The sequence below is a fragment of the Micromonospora sp. NPDC023956 genome (genome assembly GCF_040639195.1).
GTDB lineage: Bacteria > Actinomycetota > Actinomycetes > Mycobacteriales > Micromonosporaceae > Micromonospora.
Window position 1 is genome coordinate 18825 of the sequence record NZ_JBEZZN010000017.1, and the last position, 14707, is coordinate 33531.

Annotated in this window: 11 protein-coding genes; 4 read left to right on the plus strand and 7 right to left on the minus strand. The window is 74.3% G+C overall.

Annotated elements, in window-relative coordinates; all coding sequences use genetic code 11:
* Window positions 1-29: 29 nt before the first annotated feature.
* Window positions 30-1661 carry a BCCT family transporter gene (locus AB0F58_RS25525; RefSeq protein ID WP_357147783.1) on the minus strand — a complete coding sequence of 544 codons (1632 nt, stop codon included), beginning with the start codon at window positions 1659-1661 and terminating at the stop codon, window positions 30-32.
* Window positions 1662-1787: 126 nt separating this feature from the next.
* On the opposite strand from AB0F58_RS25525, the gene AB0F58_RS25530 reads away from it, so the two are divergent.
* Window positions 1788-2468, plus strand: coding sequence for a hypothetical protein (locus AB0F58_RS25530; protein WP_357147786.1), 681 nt, complete (start codon window positions 1788-1790; stop codon window positions 2466-2468).
* A gap of 47 nt (window positions 2469-2515) precedes the next feature.
* Window positions 2516-4396, plus strand: coding sequence for a glycerophosphodiester phosphodiesterase family protein (locus tag AB0F58_RS25535; RefSeq protein ID WP_357147789.1), 1881 nt, complete (start codon window positions 2516-2518; stop codon window positions 4394-4396).
* Between the two features lie 109 nt (window positions 4397-4505).
* Here the strand turns inward: AB0F58_RS25535 and AB0F58_RS25540 are convergent, their stop codons facing one another.
* The 4 genes from AB0F58_RS25540 to AB0F58_RS25555 form a co-directional block, all read right to left on the minus strand.
* Window positions 4506-5369 carry a peptidoglycan DD-metalloendopeptidase family protein gene (locus AB0F58_RS25540; RefSeq protein ID WP_357147792.1) on the minus strand — a complete coding sequence of 288 codons (864 nt, stop codon included), beginning with the start codon at window positions 5367-5369 and terminating at the stop codon, window positions 4506-4508.
* 112 nt (window positions 5370-5481) lie between these two features.
* On the minus strand, window positions 5482-6324 hold the full coding sequence (locus AB0F58_RS25545; RefSeq protein ID WP_357147794.1) for a siderophore-interacting protein: 843 nt from the start codon (window positions 6322-6324) through the stop codon (window positions 5482-5484).
* Window positions 6325-6396: 72 nt separating this feature from the next.
* On the minus strand, window positions 6397-7647 hold the full coding sequence (locus tag AB0F58_RS25550; RefSeq protein ID WP_357147797.1) for a deoxyguanosinetriphosphate triphosphohydrolase: 1251 nt from the start codon (window positions 7645-7647) through the stop codon (window positions 6397-6399).
* 5 nt (window positions 7648-7652) lie between these two features.
* Window positions 7653-8012, minus strand: a complete 360-nt coding sequence (locus AB0F58_RS25555) for a VOC family protein (RefSeq protein WP_357147800.1) — start codon at window positions 8010-8012, stop codon at window positions 7653-7655.
* Between the two features lie 281 nt (window positions 8013-8293).
* Here AB0F58_RS25555 and AB0F58_RS25560 point away from each other — a divergent pair, with 281 nt between their 5' ends.
* The gene (locus tag AB0F58_RS25560) at window positions 8294-8794 is read left to right on the plus strand and encodes a roadblock/LC7 domain-containing protein (protein WP_357147803.1); all 501 of its coding nucleotides are present in this window, start codon (window positions 8294-8296) and stop codon (window positions 8792-8794) included.
* 161 nt (window positions 8795-8955) lie between these two features.
* Here the strand turns inward: AB0F58_RS25560 and ppdK are convergent, their stop codons facing one another.
* Window positions 8956-11718 carry a pyruvate, phosphate dikinase gene (ppdK, locus tag AB0F58_RS25565; protein ID WP_357147805.1) on the minus strand — a complete coding sequence of 921 codons (2763 nt, stop codon included), beginning with the start codon at window positions 11716-11718 and terminating at the stop codon, window positions 8956-8958.
* Between the two features lie 284 nt (window positions 11719-12002).
* Here ppdK and AB0F58_RS25570 point away from each other — a divergent pair, with 284 nt between their 5' ends.
* Window positions 12003-13709, plus strand: coding sequence for a beta-N-acetylhexosaminidase (locus AB0F58_RS25570; RefSeq protein WP_357147809.1), 1707 nt, complete (start codon window positions 12003-12005; stop codon window positions 13707-13709).
* Here AB0F58_RS25570 and AB0F58_RS25575 read toward each other — a convergent pair.
* On the minus strand, window positions 13640-14488 hold the full coding sequence (locus tag AB0F58_RS25575; RefSeq protein ID WP_357147812.1) for a response regulator transcription factor: 849 nt from the start codon (window positions 14486-14488) through the stop codon (window positions 13640-13642). The genes AB0F58_RS25570 and AB0F58_RS25575 overlap by 70 nt on opposite strands.
* Window positions 14489-14707 lie beyond the last annotated feature (219 nt).

Consider the following 14707-nt stretch of genomic DNA (forward strand, 5'->3'; position numbering starts at 1 on the left):
CCGGGATCGGGGCGCACCGTCGTCGACGGTCAGGAACGGCGTCGCCAGAGGTGCCGGGTGACCGGCGGCGGGTGCTCCTCGTCGTACGACCGGGCGGCCCGTACCGCCGCGGCCAGGCCGTGCGGGCGGCGGGTGCGGGCGGGTCGCACCAGCGGGTCCCGGGCGAGGTCCCGCAGCAGCGCCGCGGTGAGCCCGAGCATCACCAGCACGAACGGCAGCGCCACCATGATCGTCGCCTGTTGCAGCGCGTCCAGCCCGCCGGCGAGCAGCAGTGCCGCCGCGACCGCGCCGATCAGCGCGCCCCAGAGCACCACCAGCGGCCGGTGCGGGCGCAGCGATCCCCGGGTGCTGAGCGAGCCGAGCACCAGGGCGGCGGAGTCCGCGCCGGTGACGAAGTAGATCGCGATCAGCACCACCGTCAGGACGCTGCTGACGGTGGCCAGCGGCAGCCCGGCGAGCAGCCCGAACAGCGCCTGCTCGCTGCCGGCCGCCACGTCGGCGACCAGGTCCCGGGCGCCCGTGGCCTGGGCGCGCAGCGCACTGCCGCCGAGCACCGCGAACCAGATCGCGCTGGCCCCGCTCGGCACCAGTAGCACCCCGACGACGAACTGCCGGACCGTCCGCCCCCGGGAGATGCGGGAGATGAAGATCCCGACGAAGGGCGCCCAGGAGATCCACCACGCCCAGTAGAAGATCGTCCAGTCGCCGAGCCAGGACGGGTCGGAGAACGCCCCGGTCCGGGTGGACATGGTGACCAGGTTGGCCAGGTAGTCGCCGACGGCGGCGGGCAGCACCTCCAGGGTGTAGACGGTCGGGCCGAGCACGAAGACGAAGGCCAGCAACGCCACCGCGAGCACCACGTTGGTGGTGGAGAGCCACTTGATGCCCCGGTGCAGCCCGGAGAGCGCCGAGACGACGAAGGCCAGGGTGAGCGCGCCGATCACCACCAGTTCCACGACGGTGCTGTCCGGAACCCCGGTGACCGTGTCCAGCCCGGCGGCGACCTGGAGCGCGCCGAGACCGAGGCTGGTCGCCGAGCCGAACACGGTGGCGAAGACGGCCAGCAGGTCGATCGCCCGCCCGGCCGGGCCGTCGGCGTGCCGGCCGAGCAGCGGGGTGAAGGCCGCGGAGATCCGGTTGCTCCGCCCGCGCCGGAAGGTGGAGTACGCGAGCGCCAGGGCCACCACCGCGTAGATCCCCCAGGGGTGCAGCGTCCAGTGGAAGAGGGTGTACTGCATCGCCGCCGCCGCGGCCGGGCCGGTCTGCGGGGCGAGGCCGGTGGCCGGGGGCGGGGTGGCGTAGTGCTGGATCGGTTCGGCGACGGCGAAGAAGACCAGGCCGATACCCATGCCGGCGCTGAACATCATGGCCAGCCAGGCCAGCGAGCTGAACTCCGGCTCGTCATCGTCCGCGCCGAGCCGGATCCGGCCGAACCGGGAGGCGGCGACCACCACCGCGAGCACCAGGAAGGCGTCGGCGGCGACCACGAAGAACCAGCCGAACGTGTCGATCACCCAGGCCAGACCGGAGGTGCCGAAGGAGGCCAGCGAGTCCCGGCCGAACACCCCCCAGGCCACCACGGCGAGCACCCCGCCGACGCCCAGCGTCAGCACCAGCGGGTCGACCGGCCGGCTCGCGGGCTGCGCTCTCTCCTCGGCCATGGTGACCCTGCCCATCCTGTCGGGATCGCCGGTTGTGACCCCATACATAGCATCTGCGGCATCCCGGACGGCTTGGTCCCGATTGTGGATCATGACTACTCTCGTGGCCGGAACGGACGGAGGACCATGGCCGAGGAACCGGACGCACCACTGACCATCGCGCTGGCCGAGTACGAGCACCTACGGGAGGCCAGTCGCGCCATCGACGACCAGACGACGGCCCGGTTCACCTTCTTCCTGACCGTGGCGACCGCCGCCACCGCGGTCTCCGCCGGCATGGTCACCACCGGCACGCCGGCCGGCGCGGTCCGGCCGACCGTGCTGGCCGGGCTGGGCGCGCTGGTGCTGATGCTGGGCAGCGCGGTCTTCGCCCGGCAGGTGGAGCTGAACGCCCGGGGCCGCCGGTACGCGGTCGCCGCGACGGTGCTGCGTACGTACCTGGCCCGGCGTGCGCCGGATCTGGCGCCGTACCTGATGATGCCGACGCTGGACGACCCGGGGCCGTTCGCGCCGGAGCCGTTCCGCCGGCACTGGGCGCGTGACCTGGTCGGGCAGGCCGGCACTATCGGGCTGATCAACAGCGTGGTGGTGGCGGTGGCGGCCGGGGTCGGCCTGGCGGCGGTCGCGCCGGGCTGGCTCGCGGTGGCCGGCGCGGTCGCGGCCCTCGCCGCCGCCGTCGCGGCGCACCTGGTCGTGGTACGCCGCAGGGTGGCCCAGTCCGCCCGGCTGGTCGGCGAGGTGCTCCAGCGGCGCATCACCCTGCGCCCGGCTGACGAGCCGGTACACGAGTCGTTCGCGCAGGAGTAACCGCAGGTCACGATGGTGTTCGCGGGCCAACCCTAGAGTCTGACACCATGATCATTTCTAGTACCCGGCCGACGTCGGTCCGGCGGCGCGCGGTCGCCGGCCTGGCCACGCTCGTGGTCGCCGGCGGCCTGCTGACCACGCTGGGCGGGGCCACGCCCGCCGGTGCCGAGCCGGGCGACGTCGTCGTCGCCGAGAACTTCGACAGCGGTACGCTCCCCGCCGGCTGGCGGGCGGTCGACGGGGACTGGAAGGTGGTGGACGGCCGGCTGGTCGGCACCGCCACCAGCGGCACCCGGAAGATCACCTTCGGCCGGCACCTCGAACACTTCCGGTTCTCCGCGACCGTCCGCTTCGACAAGGTCAACGAGGCGACCCGGTGGACGGCGCTCGGCCTGGACGTGCCGGCCAGCGGGGTCACCCCGTGGTGGATCGCCACCATGCGCAGCGGCAGCACCGCCGCGAACGGGCTGGAGTTCGCACAGCTCACCCCGGCGGGAAGCTGGAACGTCACGAACACCACCGCCGCGCCCTACGCGGCCGGGACGGGTCGGGACGTCAAGGTCGCCATCGAGGTGCACGGCAACCAGGCCCGCTGGTTCCTCGACGGGCGCCAGCTCATGCGGACCAGCAGCCTCCAGCGCTCCACCGACGGTGGGCAGGCCCTGGTGGTCAACGGCGCGACCGTCTCGTTCGACGACGTCACGGTCACCGAACTGGCCCCGAACGGGCTGCTCCGCCCCGACGGCGCTCCGCTGACCGTGATCGCCCACCGGGGGGCCTCGGCGGCGGCCCCGGAGAACACCCTGGCCGCCCAGGAGGTGGCCCGCCGGGCCGGGTCGGACTGGATCGAGAACGACGTGCAGCCCAGCCGGGACGGGGTGCCGTTCGTGCTGCACGACGGCACCGTCGACCGCACCACCGACGGCACCGGAGCGATCCGCAACCTCACCTCGGCGCAGCTCAAGGCGCTCGACGCCGGGTCCTGGTTCGCCCCGCACTTCACCGGCGCGCGGCTGCCCACCCTGGCCGAGCAGCTCGCCGACCTGCGGAACCGGGGCGGCAACCTGCTGCTGGAGATCAAGGGCGCGCACACCCACGCCGAGGTGGCCCGGATCGTCGAGGTGATCCGCGCCGAGCGGATGAGCACCCGGGTCTTCGTGCAGAGCTTCGACGTGGAGACCCTGCGGCACACCCGGGCGCTCGCCCCCGAGCTGCCGTTGGGCCTGCTGCGCGGCACCCTCGACGCCGACCCGGTGGCCCTGGCGAAGGAGCTGGGGCTGGCGGCGTACAACCCGAGCGACGCCGCGCTGACCACGCGCCCGTCGGTGGTCGCGGACCTGCACGCCGCCGGGGTGGCGGTGATGGTCTGGACGGTGGACTCGGCCACCGCCTGGCAGCGGCTGGAGGGGTACAGCGTGGACGGCATCATCACCAACCGTCCCGCCGAGCTGGCCGGTTGGAACGCCGCGCAGCTCCAGGGTGGGGTGGGGCGGCCGACGGTCACCGTCTCCTCGCCGGCCGACGGGGCCCGGCTGGACCGCGCCCAGCGCCCGGTGCTCGGCGTCGTCGCCGGCAACGCGGACGCCGTCACGGTGACCCTGGACGGCGAGCCGGCCGCCCCGGGCCAGGTGCTCGACCCGACCCGGCTCACCGCCGGTGCGCACACGATCCGGGTCGAGGCCACCGGTCCGGCCGGCCGGACCACGGTGACCACGACCTTCACCGTGGTCGCCGACCCGACCGGCCTGGCGCACCTGGTGCTCACCTCGGAGGCCGCCCCCGGTGCCCGGAACGCGATGCTCAACCTCCTCGCCGGCAGCCGGTACGACCAGCTCGCCCGGTACGCCGAGCAGCACGCCGGCAAGCAGGTCCCGAAGGCCGCCGCCAGCCTGATCGCGGCGGACGCCCGCGCCCTCGTGGGAGGCTGACCCGCGTCGGTGACCGGGCCGGTCCACCAGGCCCGGTCACCGCTGTCGCGGCCCGTCCCGCTCCGGGCCGGCCGGGTTACCGGCCCGGCACGCCGGAGCGGCGTCTCCGTCAGGCCGTCCGGTCGAAGCGGTCCTGGTTGAGGAAGCGGGCGAAGCCGCGCCACGAGTTCGCGCCCATCACGCCGTCGATCGGACCGGTGTAGCCCCAACGGGAGGCGAGCCGCTGCACGGCCGCCCAGGTCTGCGTCCCGGGCACGCCGTCGATCGGGCCGGTGTAGCCGTATCCGCGCATCGCCCGCTGGAGGGCGGCGTACGTGTTCGCCCCGGGCGCCCCGTCGATCGGGCCGGTGTAGCCGTGGTCCATCCGCAGCCAGTTCTGCGCCCGCTGCCACATGATCGGGCCGGGGATCCCGTCGGACTCGGTGGAGGTCTTCGGCAGCGTGCCGCCGATCCCGGCGAGGTAGGTCAGCGGGTTGATCCGCACCCCGGACGGGTTGATCATGTGCCAGTGCACGTGCGGGCCGGTGGAGGAGCCGGAACCGGGTGCGCCGGCCGCGCCGCCGGAGAGCCCGACCGTCGCCCCGGCATTGACCACCGCGCCGTTGCCGAGGCTGAACGCGGACAGGTGCATGTACTGGCTGCGGTAGCCGTTGGGGTGGCGGATCGTGACGGTGTGCCCGCCGGTGCCGTTGTTCGGGGTGTTCTGGATGGTGCCGCCGCCGCAGGCCGGCAGCCGGGTGCCCACCGACATCACGTAGTCGATGCCGCCGAGGGAACCCCGGTCGAGGTGGGCCTGCCACCCGTCGGAGATCCGGTAGCCGGTGAAGGGGTTGTAGAAGCCGGAGGCGTACGCCGGAGTGCCCACCGCGAGCGCGCCGCCGAGACCCACCGCCGCGCCGCCCAGCACCACCGCACCGGCGGCGGCCCCCCGCAGCAGTGTCCGCCGGTCCATCCCACTGTCCATGTCGCACATGGCGCCCCTCCTCCGGTTCCGGCCGCGGTGACCGTCACGTACCGCCCGGTGCCGGACGGAGGGGCCAATATATCGACGCTCGTGAACGTTGATCAAGAGCTGCCAGCGTCGCTCAACCGATGGCGGCGGTCTCCTCCACCTCGACCTGACGATTCCAGTCCGGCTTGCTGGCCCGCCAACCCTCGTCGGTGTAGCCGCGCCGCCAGTAGCCGGAGATGGAGAGCATCTCCCGGGGCACCGCCCGCTCGACGCGGAGCAGCCGGCGCAACTCCTTGACGACGCCCGCCTCACCGTGCACGAAGGCGTGCACCTCGCCGGGTGGGAACTCCAGGGCCCGCACCGCCGCGACCAGCGCCTCGCCGACCGGACGGTCGCCACGGTGCAGCCAGACCAGCTCGACCGCACCCGGACTCGGCAACGGCTGTTCCTCGGCCGGGCCGTCGATCTCGAGGAACACCCGGGCCGGCGCGTCGAGCGGCAGGCGCTCCAGCGACGCCGCGATGGCCGGCAGGGCGCTCTCGTCGCCGACCAGCAGGTGCCAGTCGGCCTCCGGGCTCGGCGCGTAGGCCCCGCCGGGCCCGACGAAGTGGACCGGATCACCGGGACGCAGAGCGGCGGCCCATGGCCCGGCCACCCCCGCGTCGCCGTGATGCACGATGTCGATCGTCAGCTCGGTGACCACCGGGTCCCAGGCGCGCACGGTGTAGGCGCGCAGCCGGGGCCACTGCTCGCGGGGCAGGCTCCGCCGGATCGTGTCCAGGTCGAACGGTGCCGGGTACACCACGCCCGGCTGGGGGAAGAGCAGCTTGACGTAGTGATCGGTGTACTCGCCCACCGGCAGGCCGACCAGCCCGTCCCCGCCCAGCACCAGGCGGATCACGTGCGGGGTGGGCCGCTCGGTGCGCACGACGTGCGCGGTGGTGGTGGTGGTGACCTTCTTCGGACGCTCCGTCATGCTGGTTAGGCTAACCTAACCCGGCGGCTGGACCCAGTCGGCTTCCGGTCAGTCCCGCAGGGCACCGCCGGCTCAGCCGACCAGTCGGGCGTGCCAGGCCACCGCCGCCGGGTCGGTGAGCGAGGCGACCTGGTCCACCACCACCCGCAGTCGGGCGGGGTCGTCCGGAGCGGCCCGCCACAGCGGGGCGAAGACCGGGTCCAGGGCGTCCGCCCCCCGGTCGGCGAGCATCCGGACCAGGTCGGCGAGCACCTCCCGCTGCCGGGCGTAGCGGGCCTGCGCACCCGCACGACGCATCACGTACCGCAGGGCGATGCCCTTGAGCAGCGCGCACTGGGCGCGGATCCGCCGGGGCACCACCAGGTCGGCGGCGTAGCGGCGGTGCGGACCGGGACCGTGACGGTCCCGGGTCGCGCGGACCGCCCCCGCCACGAACCGTCCGGTGAGCGTGCTGGTCGTCGCCTTCAGCGCGACCTGGGCACGGTGGCTGCCGTCGTAGTCGACGACCGGCCCGAGCACCGGGTCGGCGAGCAGGTCGGCCAGGACCGCACCGAGGTCGGCGGCGCTCTCGGCGGAGTAGGCGGCGACGACGTCGGCGCAGAGCGCGGCCCGCTCGTCGGCGTCCCGCAGCAGCGGCCGGAGCGTCAGGTAGCCGCCGTGGATGCCGTCCTCCACGTCGTGCACCGAGTAGGCCACGTCGTCGGCCCAGTCCATCACCTGCGCCTCCAGGCAGCGTCGCCGGCCGGCGGGAGCCCCGGCGCGAAGCCAGTCGAAGACCGCCCGGTCATCCGGGTAGACCCCGAACTTGCGCTCCCCGGCGCGCCGCGCCCACGGGTACTTGGCGACCGCGTCGAGCGAGGCGCGGGTCAGGTTGAGCCCGGCCGAGCGGCCGTCCGGGGCGAGCACCTTGGCCTCCAGCCGGGTCAGCACCCGCAGGGTCTGCGCGTTGCCCTCGAAGCCGCCGCAGTCGGCGGCCAGCCCGTCGAGGGCCGACTCGCCGTTGTGCCCGAAGGGCGGATGCCCGAGGTCGTGGGCGAGCCCGGCGGTGTCCACCACGTCCGGGTCGCAGCCGAGCCGGGCACCCATCTCGCGGCCGATCTGGGCCACCTCGAGCGAGTGGGTGAGCCGGGTACGCAGGAAGTCGTCGGTGCCGGCGGTGTGCACCTGGGTCTTGGCGGCGAGCCGCCGGAAGGCCGCGGAGTGCAGCACCCGCGCCCGGTCCCGCTCGTACGGGCCACGCCCGGAACCGGTGTCCTTGGGCGACTCGGGCACCCACCGCTCGCGGTCCGCCGGGTCCGGTGCCCCGCCGAGGTCGGTGCCCAAGCCGGTCAGCCGGCCAGGTCGCGCTGCCGCAGGACGCGGAACTCGTTTCCCTCGGGGTCGGCGAGCATCGTCCACCCGGAGCCGTTGCGTCCGATGTCGACGTGGCGCGCGCCCATGTCGACCAACCGCTCCACCTCGGCCTCCTGGTCCTCGGGACGCAGGTCGAGGTGGAGCCGGTTCCTGGTGGTCTTGCCGTCGGCGACCGGAACGAACACGATCGCGGGCGCCCGGGGCACCGTGGCGCGGATCTCCACCGCGTCCGGCCGCTCGTGGACGACCTGGTAACCGAGGGCCTCGGCCCACCAGCGGGCCAGCCGGGCCGGGTCCTCGGCGTCGATCGTCAGGCTCTCCCAGACGCTGGTCATGCGGCCCTCCTTCGACTGCGGGACAGCGGTGTCACCGGCCAGCCCAGGTTACGCCCGCCGGGTCGCCGGGGCTCGGCGACGTGGTGCCGCCGGACCGGCCACGCCGGGACCGGTCCACAACGTTCGGCGGACGACCCATCGGCCGATCGGCCCTCGGTTGCGGACCGATTGCGGCCCGTTACGGGATCGCAGCCTTCCGTGGCCGCCGGTAGCTTTCCAGGAGCGGAACGTCACCGGCGTCATCCGGCCGGTACGTCGGAGCGACCCTGGGGAGGGCGATCGTGAACGCTGGCACCCTGATGGACGCGGAGCTGCGCCGGTTGCGGTCGAACCGGCCCGAGGTCTGCGGCGCGGTCCTGGCCGGCACGGACGGCCTGCTGATCGCCAGTGACCTGCCGGCGACGGAGGCGGCCCACCTGGCCGCGCTCGCCGCCGCCAGTTTCGGCCTCGGTCAGCGGGTGGCGCAGGCGGCCAACCGGGGCGAGTTCCGGGAGCACGTGGTCCGCATGACCGACGGGCAGGTGGTCATCTACCCGGCCGGACGACACGCGCTGCTCACCCTGGTCGCCGGCCCGGACGCCGATCCGGAGACGCTGCGCGAGGAGGCCCGCGCGGTGGCCCGGCGCACCGGCGGGTACTTCGACGCCCACCGCCGGGGGTACGACGAGCCCCAGCCGCCGATCACGCCCGGCCCGCTGACCGTCCGGACGCCACTGGCGACCATCCCGGCCCACCTGCGTCGCTCCACCGCTCCGGGTGGTTGGCACCGGCCCCTGATCTGATCGCCGGGGGTGCCGGGGACCGGTGGGGGAAGGACGAGCCCCCCACCGGTCCCCCGGCGTCGCGCTGAACCGGCCGCCCGCTGCCGACCCGTCGTCCCGCACGGTCGGGCAGCCGACCCGCCGATGCCCGAAGCGGCCGGACCGCCGACGTCGGGCGGGGGTCAGCGGCTGTCGGAGCCGGTGGTCTCCACCACCGCGCGGCCGGCCTCCAGCCGGGCCACCGGCACCCGGAACGGCGAGCAGGAGACGTAGTCCAGTCCCACCTCGTGGAAGAAGTGCACCGAGTCCGGGTCGCCGCCATGCTCGCCGCAGACGCCGAGCTTGAGGTCCGGCCGGGCGGCCCGTCCCTCCTCGGCGGCGATCCGCACCAGCCGCCCGACCCCGTCCCGGTCGAGCGACTCGAACGGGGAGATGCCGAAGATGCCCAGCTCCAGGTACCGCCAGAAGAACGCGCCCTCGACGTCGTCCCGGGAGAAGCCCCAGCCCATCTGGGTGAGGTCGTTGGTGCCGAAGGAGAAGAACTGGGCCGCCTCGGCGATCTGGCCGGCGGTCAGCGCCGCCCGGGGCACCTCGATCATGGTGCCGATCAGCACCTCGACGCCGCTGTCCCCGACCACGTCGGCGATGATCCGCTCCGCCTCGGCGCGTACCGTCTCCAGCTCCTGAACCGCGCCGACCAGCGGGACCATGATCTCCGGCCGGGCGGTGAGGCCGTCCCGGGCACACTGCACAGCGGCCTCGGTGATGGCCCGGACCTGCATCGCGAACAGGCCGGGGATGACCAGACCGAGGCGGACGCCCCGGAGGCCGAGCATCGGGTTCTCCTCGTGCATCCGTCGTACCGCGGCGAGCAGCGCCTCCTCCTGTGCCACGTCCTCGCCGCGCTCCTGGGCGACCGCGACGTTCACCGCGAGCTGCTCCAGCGGCGGCAGGAACTCGTGCAGCGGCGGGTCGATCAGCCGCACGGTGACCGGCAGCCCGTCCATCTCGCGGAAGATCTCCACGAAGTCGGCCCGCTGCAACGGCAGCAGCGCGGCGAGCGCCCTCTCCCGCTCGTCGTCGGTGCGGGCCAGGATCAGCCGCTCGACCAGCTCCCGCCGCTCCCCGAGGAACATGTGCTCTGTGCGGCACAGCCCGATGCCCTGCGCCCCGAACCGCCGCGCCCGGGCGGCGTCCGCGCCGGTGTCGGCGTTCGCCCGGACCGCCAGCCGGCGTCGCTGGTCGGCGTGCGTCATGATCCGGTGTACGGCACGCACCAGCGCGTTGTCGATGTGCTCCGGGTCGAGGCTCCCCTCGAAGTACTGCACCACCTCCGACGGCATCACCGGCACCTCGCCGAGGTAGATGTTGCCGGTGGTGCCGTCGATCGACACGACGTCGCCCTCGCTGACGGTCCGCCCGGCGACGGTGAACCGTCGCCCCGGGACGTCCACGTCCAACGCGTCCGCGCCGGACACACAGGTCTTGCCCATGCCCCGGGCGACCACCGCGGCGTGGCTGGTCTTGCCACCCCGGGAGGTGAGGATGCCCTGGGCGGCGATCATGCCCTGGAGGTCGTCCGGGTTGGTCTCCCGGCGGACCAGGATCACCCGCTGCCCCTCGGCGGCCAGCTCGACGGCGCGGGCGGAGGTGAAGACCACCGTGCCGACGGCCGCGCCCGGCGAGGCCCCGATCCCGCGCGCGACCGCCTGCACCTCGTGGTCGAGCTGGAACCGGGGGAACATGAGCTGGGCGAGCTGGGCACCGTTCACCCGGTGCAACGCCTCGTCCAGGTCGATCAGCCCCTCGTCGACGAGTTGGCCGGCGATGACGAAGGCCGCCGCCGCGGTGCGCTTGCCGACCCGGGTCTGGAGCATCCAGAGCTTGCCGCGTTCGATGGTGAACTCGATGTCGCACAGGTCCCGGTAGTGCCGCTCCAGCCGGGCCATGATGTCGAGCAGCTCGTCGTAGGAGCGCTTGTCGAGTCGTTCCAGATCCTGCAACGGGATCGTGTTGCGGATCCCCGCCACCACGTCCTCGCCCTGGGCGTTGGCCAGGTAGTCGCCGTAGAGGCCCTGCGCGCCGCTGGCCGGGTCCCGGGTGAAGGCGACCCCGGTGCCGGAGTCCGGACCGAGGTTGCCGAAGACCATGGCGACCACGTTGACCGCCGTGCCGAGGTCGGCGGGAATGCGCTCCTGCCGCCGGTAGAGCACCGCCCGCTCGGCGTTCCACGAGTCGAAGACCGCGCGGACGGCCAGGTCGAGCTGCTCGCGCGGCTCCTGCGGGAAGTCCCGGCCGGTGTGCTTCCGGAAGATCTTCTTGTACGTGTCGACCAGCCCGCGCAGGTCGTCGGCGTCCAGCTCGACGTCGTCGCGGATGCCCCGGGCCTGCTTGACGTCGTCGAGCGCGTGCTCGAACTCCTCCCCCGGCACCTCGCAGACGGTCTTGCCGAACATCTGGATCAACCGGCGGTACGAGTCCCAGGCGAACCGGTCCGCGCCGGCCGAGCCGGCCCGGTCAGTCGAGCCAGCGGAGGCCGCCTGGCCTCCCGCACCGGCGGCCTGGCGGGCGAGTCCCACCACGCTGCGGTCGTTGAGGCCGACGTTCAGGACGGTCTCCATCATGCCGGGCATGGAGAACTTCGCCCCGGACCGGACGGACACCAGCAGCGGGTCGTCCGGGTCGCCGAGGCAGCGGCCCATCGACCGCTCCAGCGCGGTCAGGTGGGCGGCGACCTGCTCGGCCAGGCCGTCCGGCTCCCGGCCGGTGGCGAGGTACTCCTGGCACGCCTCGGTGGTGATGGTGAAGCCGGGCGGAACGGGCAGACCGAGGTTGGTCATCTCCGCCAGGTTCGCCCCCTTGCCGCCGAGCAGGTCCTTGAGGTCCCTGTTCCCCTCGGCGAAGTCGTAGACGTACTTGCGTTCCACGGTTCCCTGCACTGCCACCAGACCTCCACGCGCACGCCGTCGGACACTTAACGAAGGTTCAGTTGCCCATATACCCCGAGGTCACCGGCGGGTAATCCGGGTGGACGGGCACCGGTGGGCGAAGGTTAAGCGACCGGACGGCCGCCCGGGAGCATCCGGTGACAATCGGCACAGTCATCACGACTGTCCGCGATCGTACGGGTTGGTGAGAACGCTTCCACGCGCACGTTCACGCAGTTCAACGGTTCTCTCGTACGCTTGGTGGACAGCTGTGCCGCCGTTGCCCGCCACCCGGAGGCCCCGTGTCCACCACCCCTTCCTCCGCGCCGGCCACCGGCCCGGACCCGCTCGCCGGAACGCGCGAGCCGACCGCCGCCGACCTGGCCGGCGACGCCGCCGCCCTCGCCGCCGGCCAACTCCCCACCGCCGAACGCGCCCCCGGCCCGGCTGTCGTTCCGGGTGCCGTGGTCGCCACCTCCGCTCCCGGCCACAGCGCCACCGTGGCGCTCGGCGACGTGCTCCCCGCGCCGGCCCACGTCCGGCCGGTGCCGGGTGCCGACTTCCGGCTGGCCGAGCAGACGGTGATCCACGGCGAGCCGGCGGCCCGCGCGGCGGCCGACCAGCTCGCCGCGCTGCTCCGGCCGGCCACCGGGTTCCCGCTACCGGTCACCGTCGGCCCGACCGGCCCGGCCACCGGCGCGATCACCCTCGCCCTGGTCGACCCGGATCTCGGCCCCGAGGGCTACCGGCTCGACATCGACCGCACCGGGGTACGCCTCACCGCCGCCACCCCGGCCGGGCTGGGACACGGGGTACAGACGCTGCGCCAACTCCTCCCCGCCGCCGTGGAGAGCCCGACCCCGGTGGCCGGCCCCTGGGTGCTGCCCGGCGGCACGATCGCCGACCGGCCCCGGTTCGGCTACCGGGGCGCGATGCTCGACGTGGCCCGACACTTCTTCGCGGTGGACGAGGTGCTGCGGGTCGTCGACCACCTGGCCCGGTACAAGCTCAACCACCTGCACCTGCACCTCACCGACGACCAGGGCTGGCGGATCGCGGTCGAGTCCTGGCCCCGGCTGACCGAGGTCGGCGGCGCCACGGCGGTCGGCGGCGGCCCCGGCGGGTGGTACAGCCGGGACGACTACCGGCGGATCGTCGGGTACGCCGCCGAGCGGCACGTCACCGTGGTGCCGGAGATCGACCTGCCCGGACACACCCACGCGGCGCTGACCGCGTACGGACGGCTCGCGCCGGACGGGGTCGCGCCGCCGCCGTACACCGGCACCGAGGTCGGGTTCAGCTACCTCGACCCGGACCGCGAGCTGACCTACTCCTTCGTCGCCGACGTGCTCGGCGAGGTCGCCGCGCTCACCCCCGGCCCGTACCTGCACATCGGCGGGGACGAGGCGTTCAAGGTGCCGGCCGACGCGTACGCCCGCTTCGTGGACCGGGTGCAGAGGATCGTCGCCAGCACCGGCAAGACCGTGCTGGGCTGGCACCAGATCGCCCCGGCCCCGCACGCGCCCGGTCGGGTGCTCCAGTTCTGGGGGCGTACCGCCGACGACCCGGTGGTGGCCGACGCGGTCCGCCGGGGCGCGCGGCTGGTGATGTCCCCCGCCGACCGGACCTACCTGGACATGCGGTACACCCCGGACAGCCCGGTCGGGCACGACTGGGCCGGTGCCATCGACGTGCGCCGGGCGTACGACTGGGATCCGACCGGCTACCTGGACGACGTCCCGGCCGGGGCGGTGCTCGGCGTCGCCGCACCACTGTGGACGGAGTACGTCACCTCCCGCGCCGAACTCGAACACATGCTCCTGCCCCGGCTGCCCGCCATCGCCGAACTGGGCTGGTCACCGCGCGCCAGTCACGACTGGACCGGGTTCCGCCGACGGCTGGCCGCCCAGGGGCCGCGCTGGGAGACCGCCGGCACCGGCTACCACCGCTGTCCGGAGGTGCCCTGGCCGGTGGCCGTGGTGCCCGCGCCCCGCAGCGCGGGAAGCTGACCGAGCCCGGCCTGCCGGGCCCGCCTCACGGCCTCGCCGCGGTCGGTGACCTGGAGCTTGCACAGCACGGTGGAGAGGTGGTTGCGGACGGTCTTCGGACTCAGGCCCAGCCGCCGGGCGACCAGGACGTTGGTCAGCCCCTGGGCGACCAGGTCCAGCACCTCCCGCTCGCGTCCGGTCAGCTCCGGCAGGGGCGGCGGACCGCCCGCACGCGCGTCGGCGAGCCGTCGCACCGCCCGGCCGGCGACGCCGGGGCCGAGCAGCACCTCGCCGTTGGCCACCGCCCGGACGGCCCGCTCCAGCTCGGCCGGGGCGGCCCCCTTCAGCAGGTAGCCCCGGGCCCCGGCGCGGAGCGCGGCGAGCACCGACTCGTCGTCGTCGAGCATGGTCACCACCAGCACACCGGTGCCGGGGTGCCGGGCCGCGACGTCCCGGACGGTCCCCGCCCCGGCTCCGCGGGCCAGGTGCGGGTCGATGACGACCACGTCCGGCCGGTACCGGTCGACCAGGGCGGGCGCACCGGGGACGTCACCGGAGACGCCGGCCACCCCCAGGCCGGGCAGCGAGTCGAGCAGCGCCGCCAGTCCCAGCCGGAACACCGGGTGGTCGTCGACCACGACCACCCGGATGGCCGCGTCCGCCGGGTCACCGGCCCCCGGCGGCGTAAGGCACGGGGACGGTCGACCGCCGTCGGCGGATCGCCCACCGGCCCGCTCGACCCGGTCGGTCGCCGGACCGACCGCCGCCCCGGACGGCACCACGGCCAGGTGCCGGGCCATCGCCGGCCCTCCGCGCGGGGCACCACGACGTAGCGGAGGCCGCGCCCGCACCGGCTCCGCCGGTCCCTCCGGCCCCGGGTCGCGCGCGGGCCGTGCCGGCCCCTCCGCGCTCACCTGCGACACCACTGCGGCCATCTCTCCACCTCGTGCTCCCGATCGGCGGTACGGATCCGGCGGGGGTCGGGGGAAGCCGGACGTGCGGGCCGAGACTGTCAGAAA

What these genes read in the sequence shown, in the direction of transcription:
- AB0F58_RS25525 (WP_357147783.1), bottom strand. Translation starts at nt 1,661, where the DNA reads ATGGCCGAGGAGAGAGCGCAGCCCGCGAGCCGGCCGGTCGACCCGCTG.
- AB0F58_RS25530 (WP_357147786.1), top strand. Translation starts at nt 1,788, where the DNA reads ATGGCCGAGGAACCGGACGCACCACTGACCATCGCGCTGGCCGAGTAC.
- AB0F58_RS25535 (WP_357147789.1), top strand. Translation starts at nt 2,516, where the DNA reads ATGATCATTTCTAGTACCCGGCCGACGTCGGTCCGGCGGCGCGCGGTC.
- AB0F58_RS25540 (WP_357147792.1), bottom strand. Translation starts at nt 5,369, where the DNA reads ATGTGCGACATGGACAGTGGGATGGACCGGCGGACACTGCTGCGGGGG.
- AB0F58_RS25545 (WP_357147794.1), bottom strand. Translation starts at nt 6,324, where the DNA reads ATGACGGAGCGTCCGAAGAAGGTCACCACCACCACCACCGCGCACGTC.
- AB0F58_RS25555 (WP_357147800.1), bottom strand. Translation starts at nt 8,012, where the DNA reads ATGACCAGCGTCTGGGAGAGCCTGACGATCGACGCCGAGGACCCGGCC.
- AB0F58_RS25575 (WP_357147812.1), bottom strand. Translation starts at nt 14,488, where the DNA reads ATGGCCCGGCACCTGGCCGTGGTGCCGTCCGGGGCGGCGGTCGGTCCG.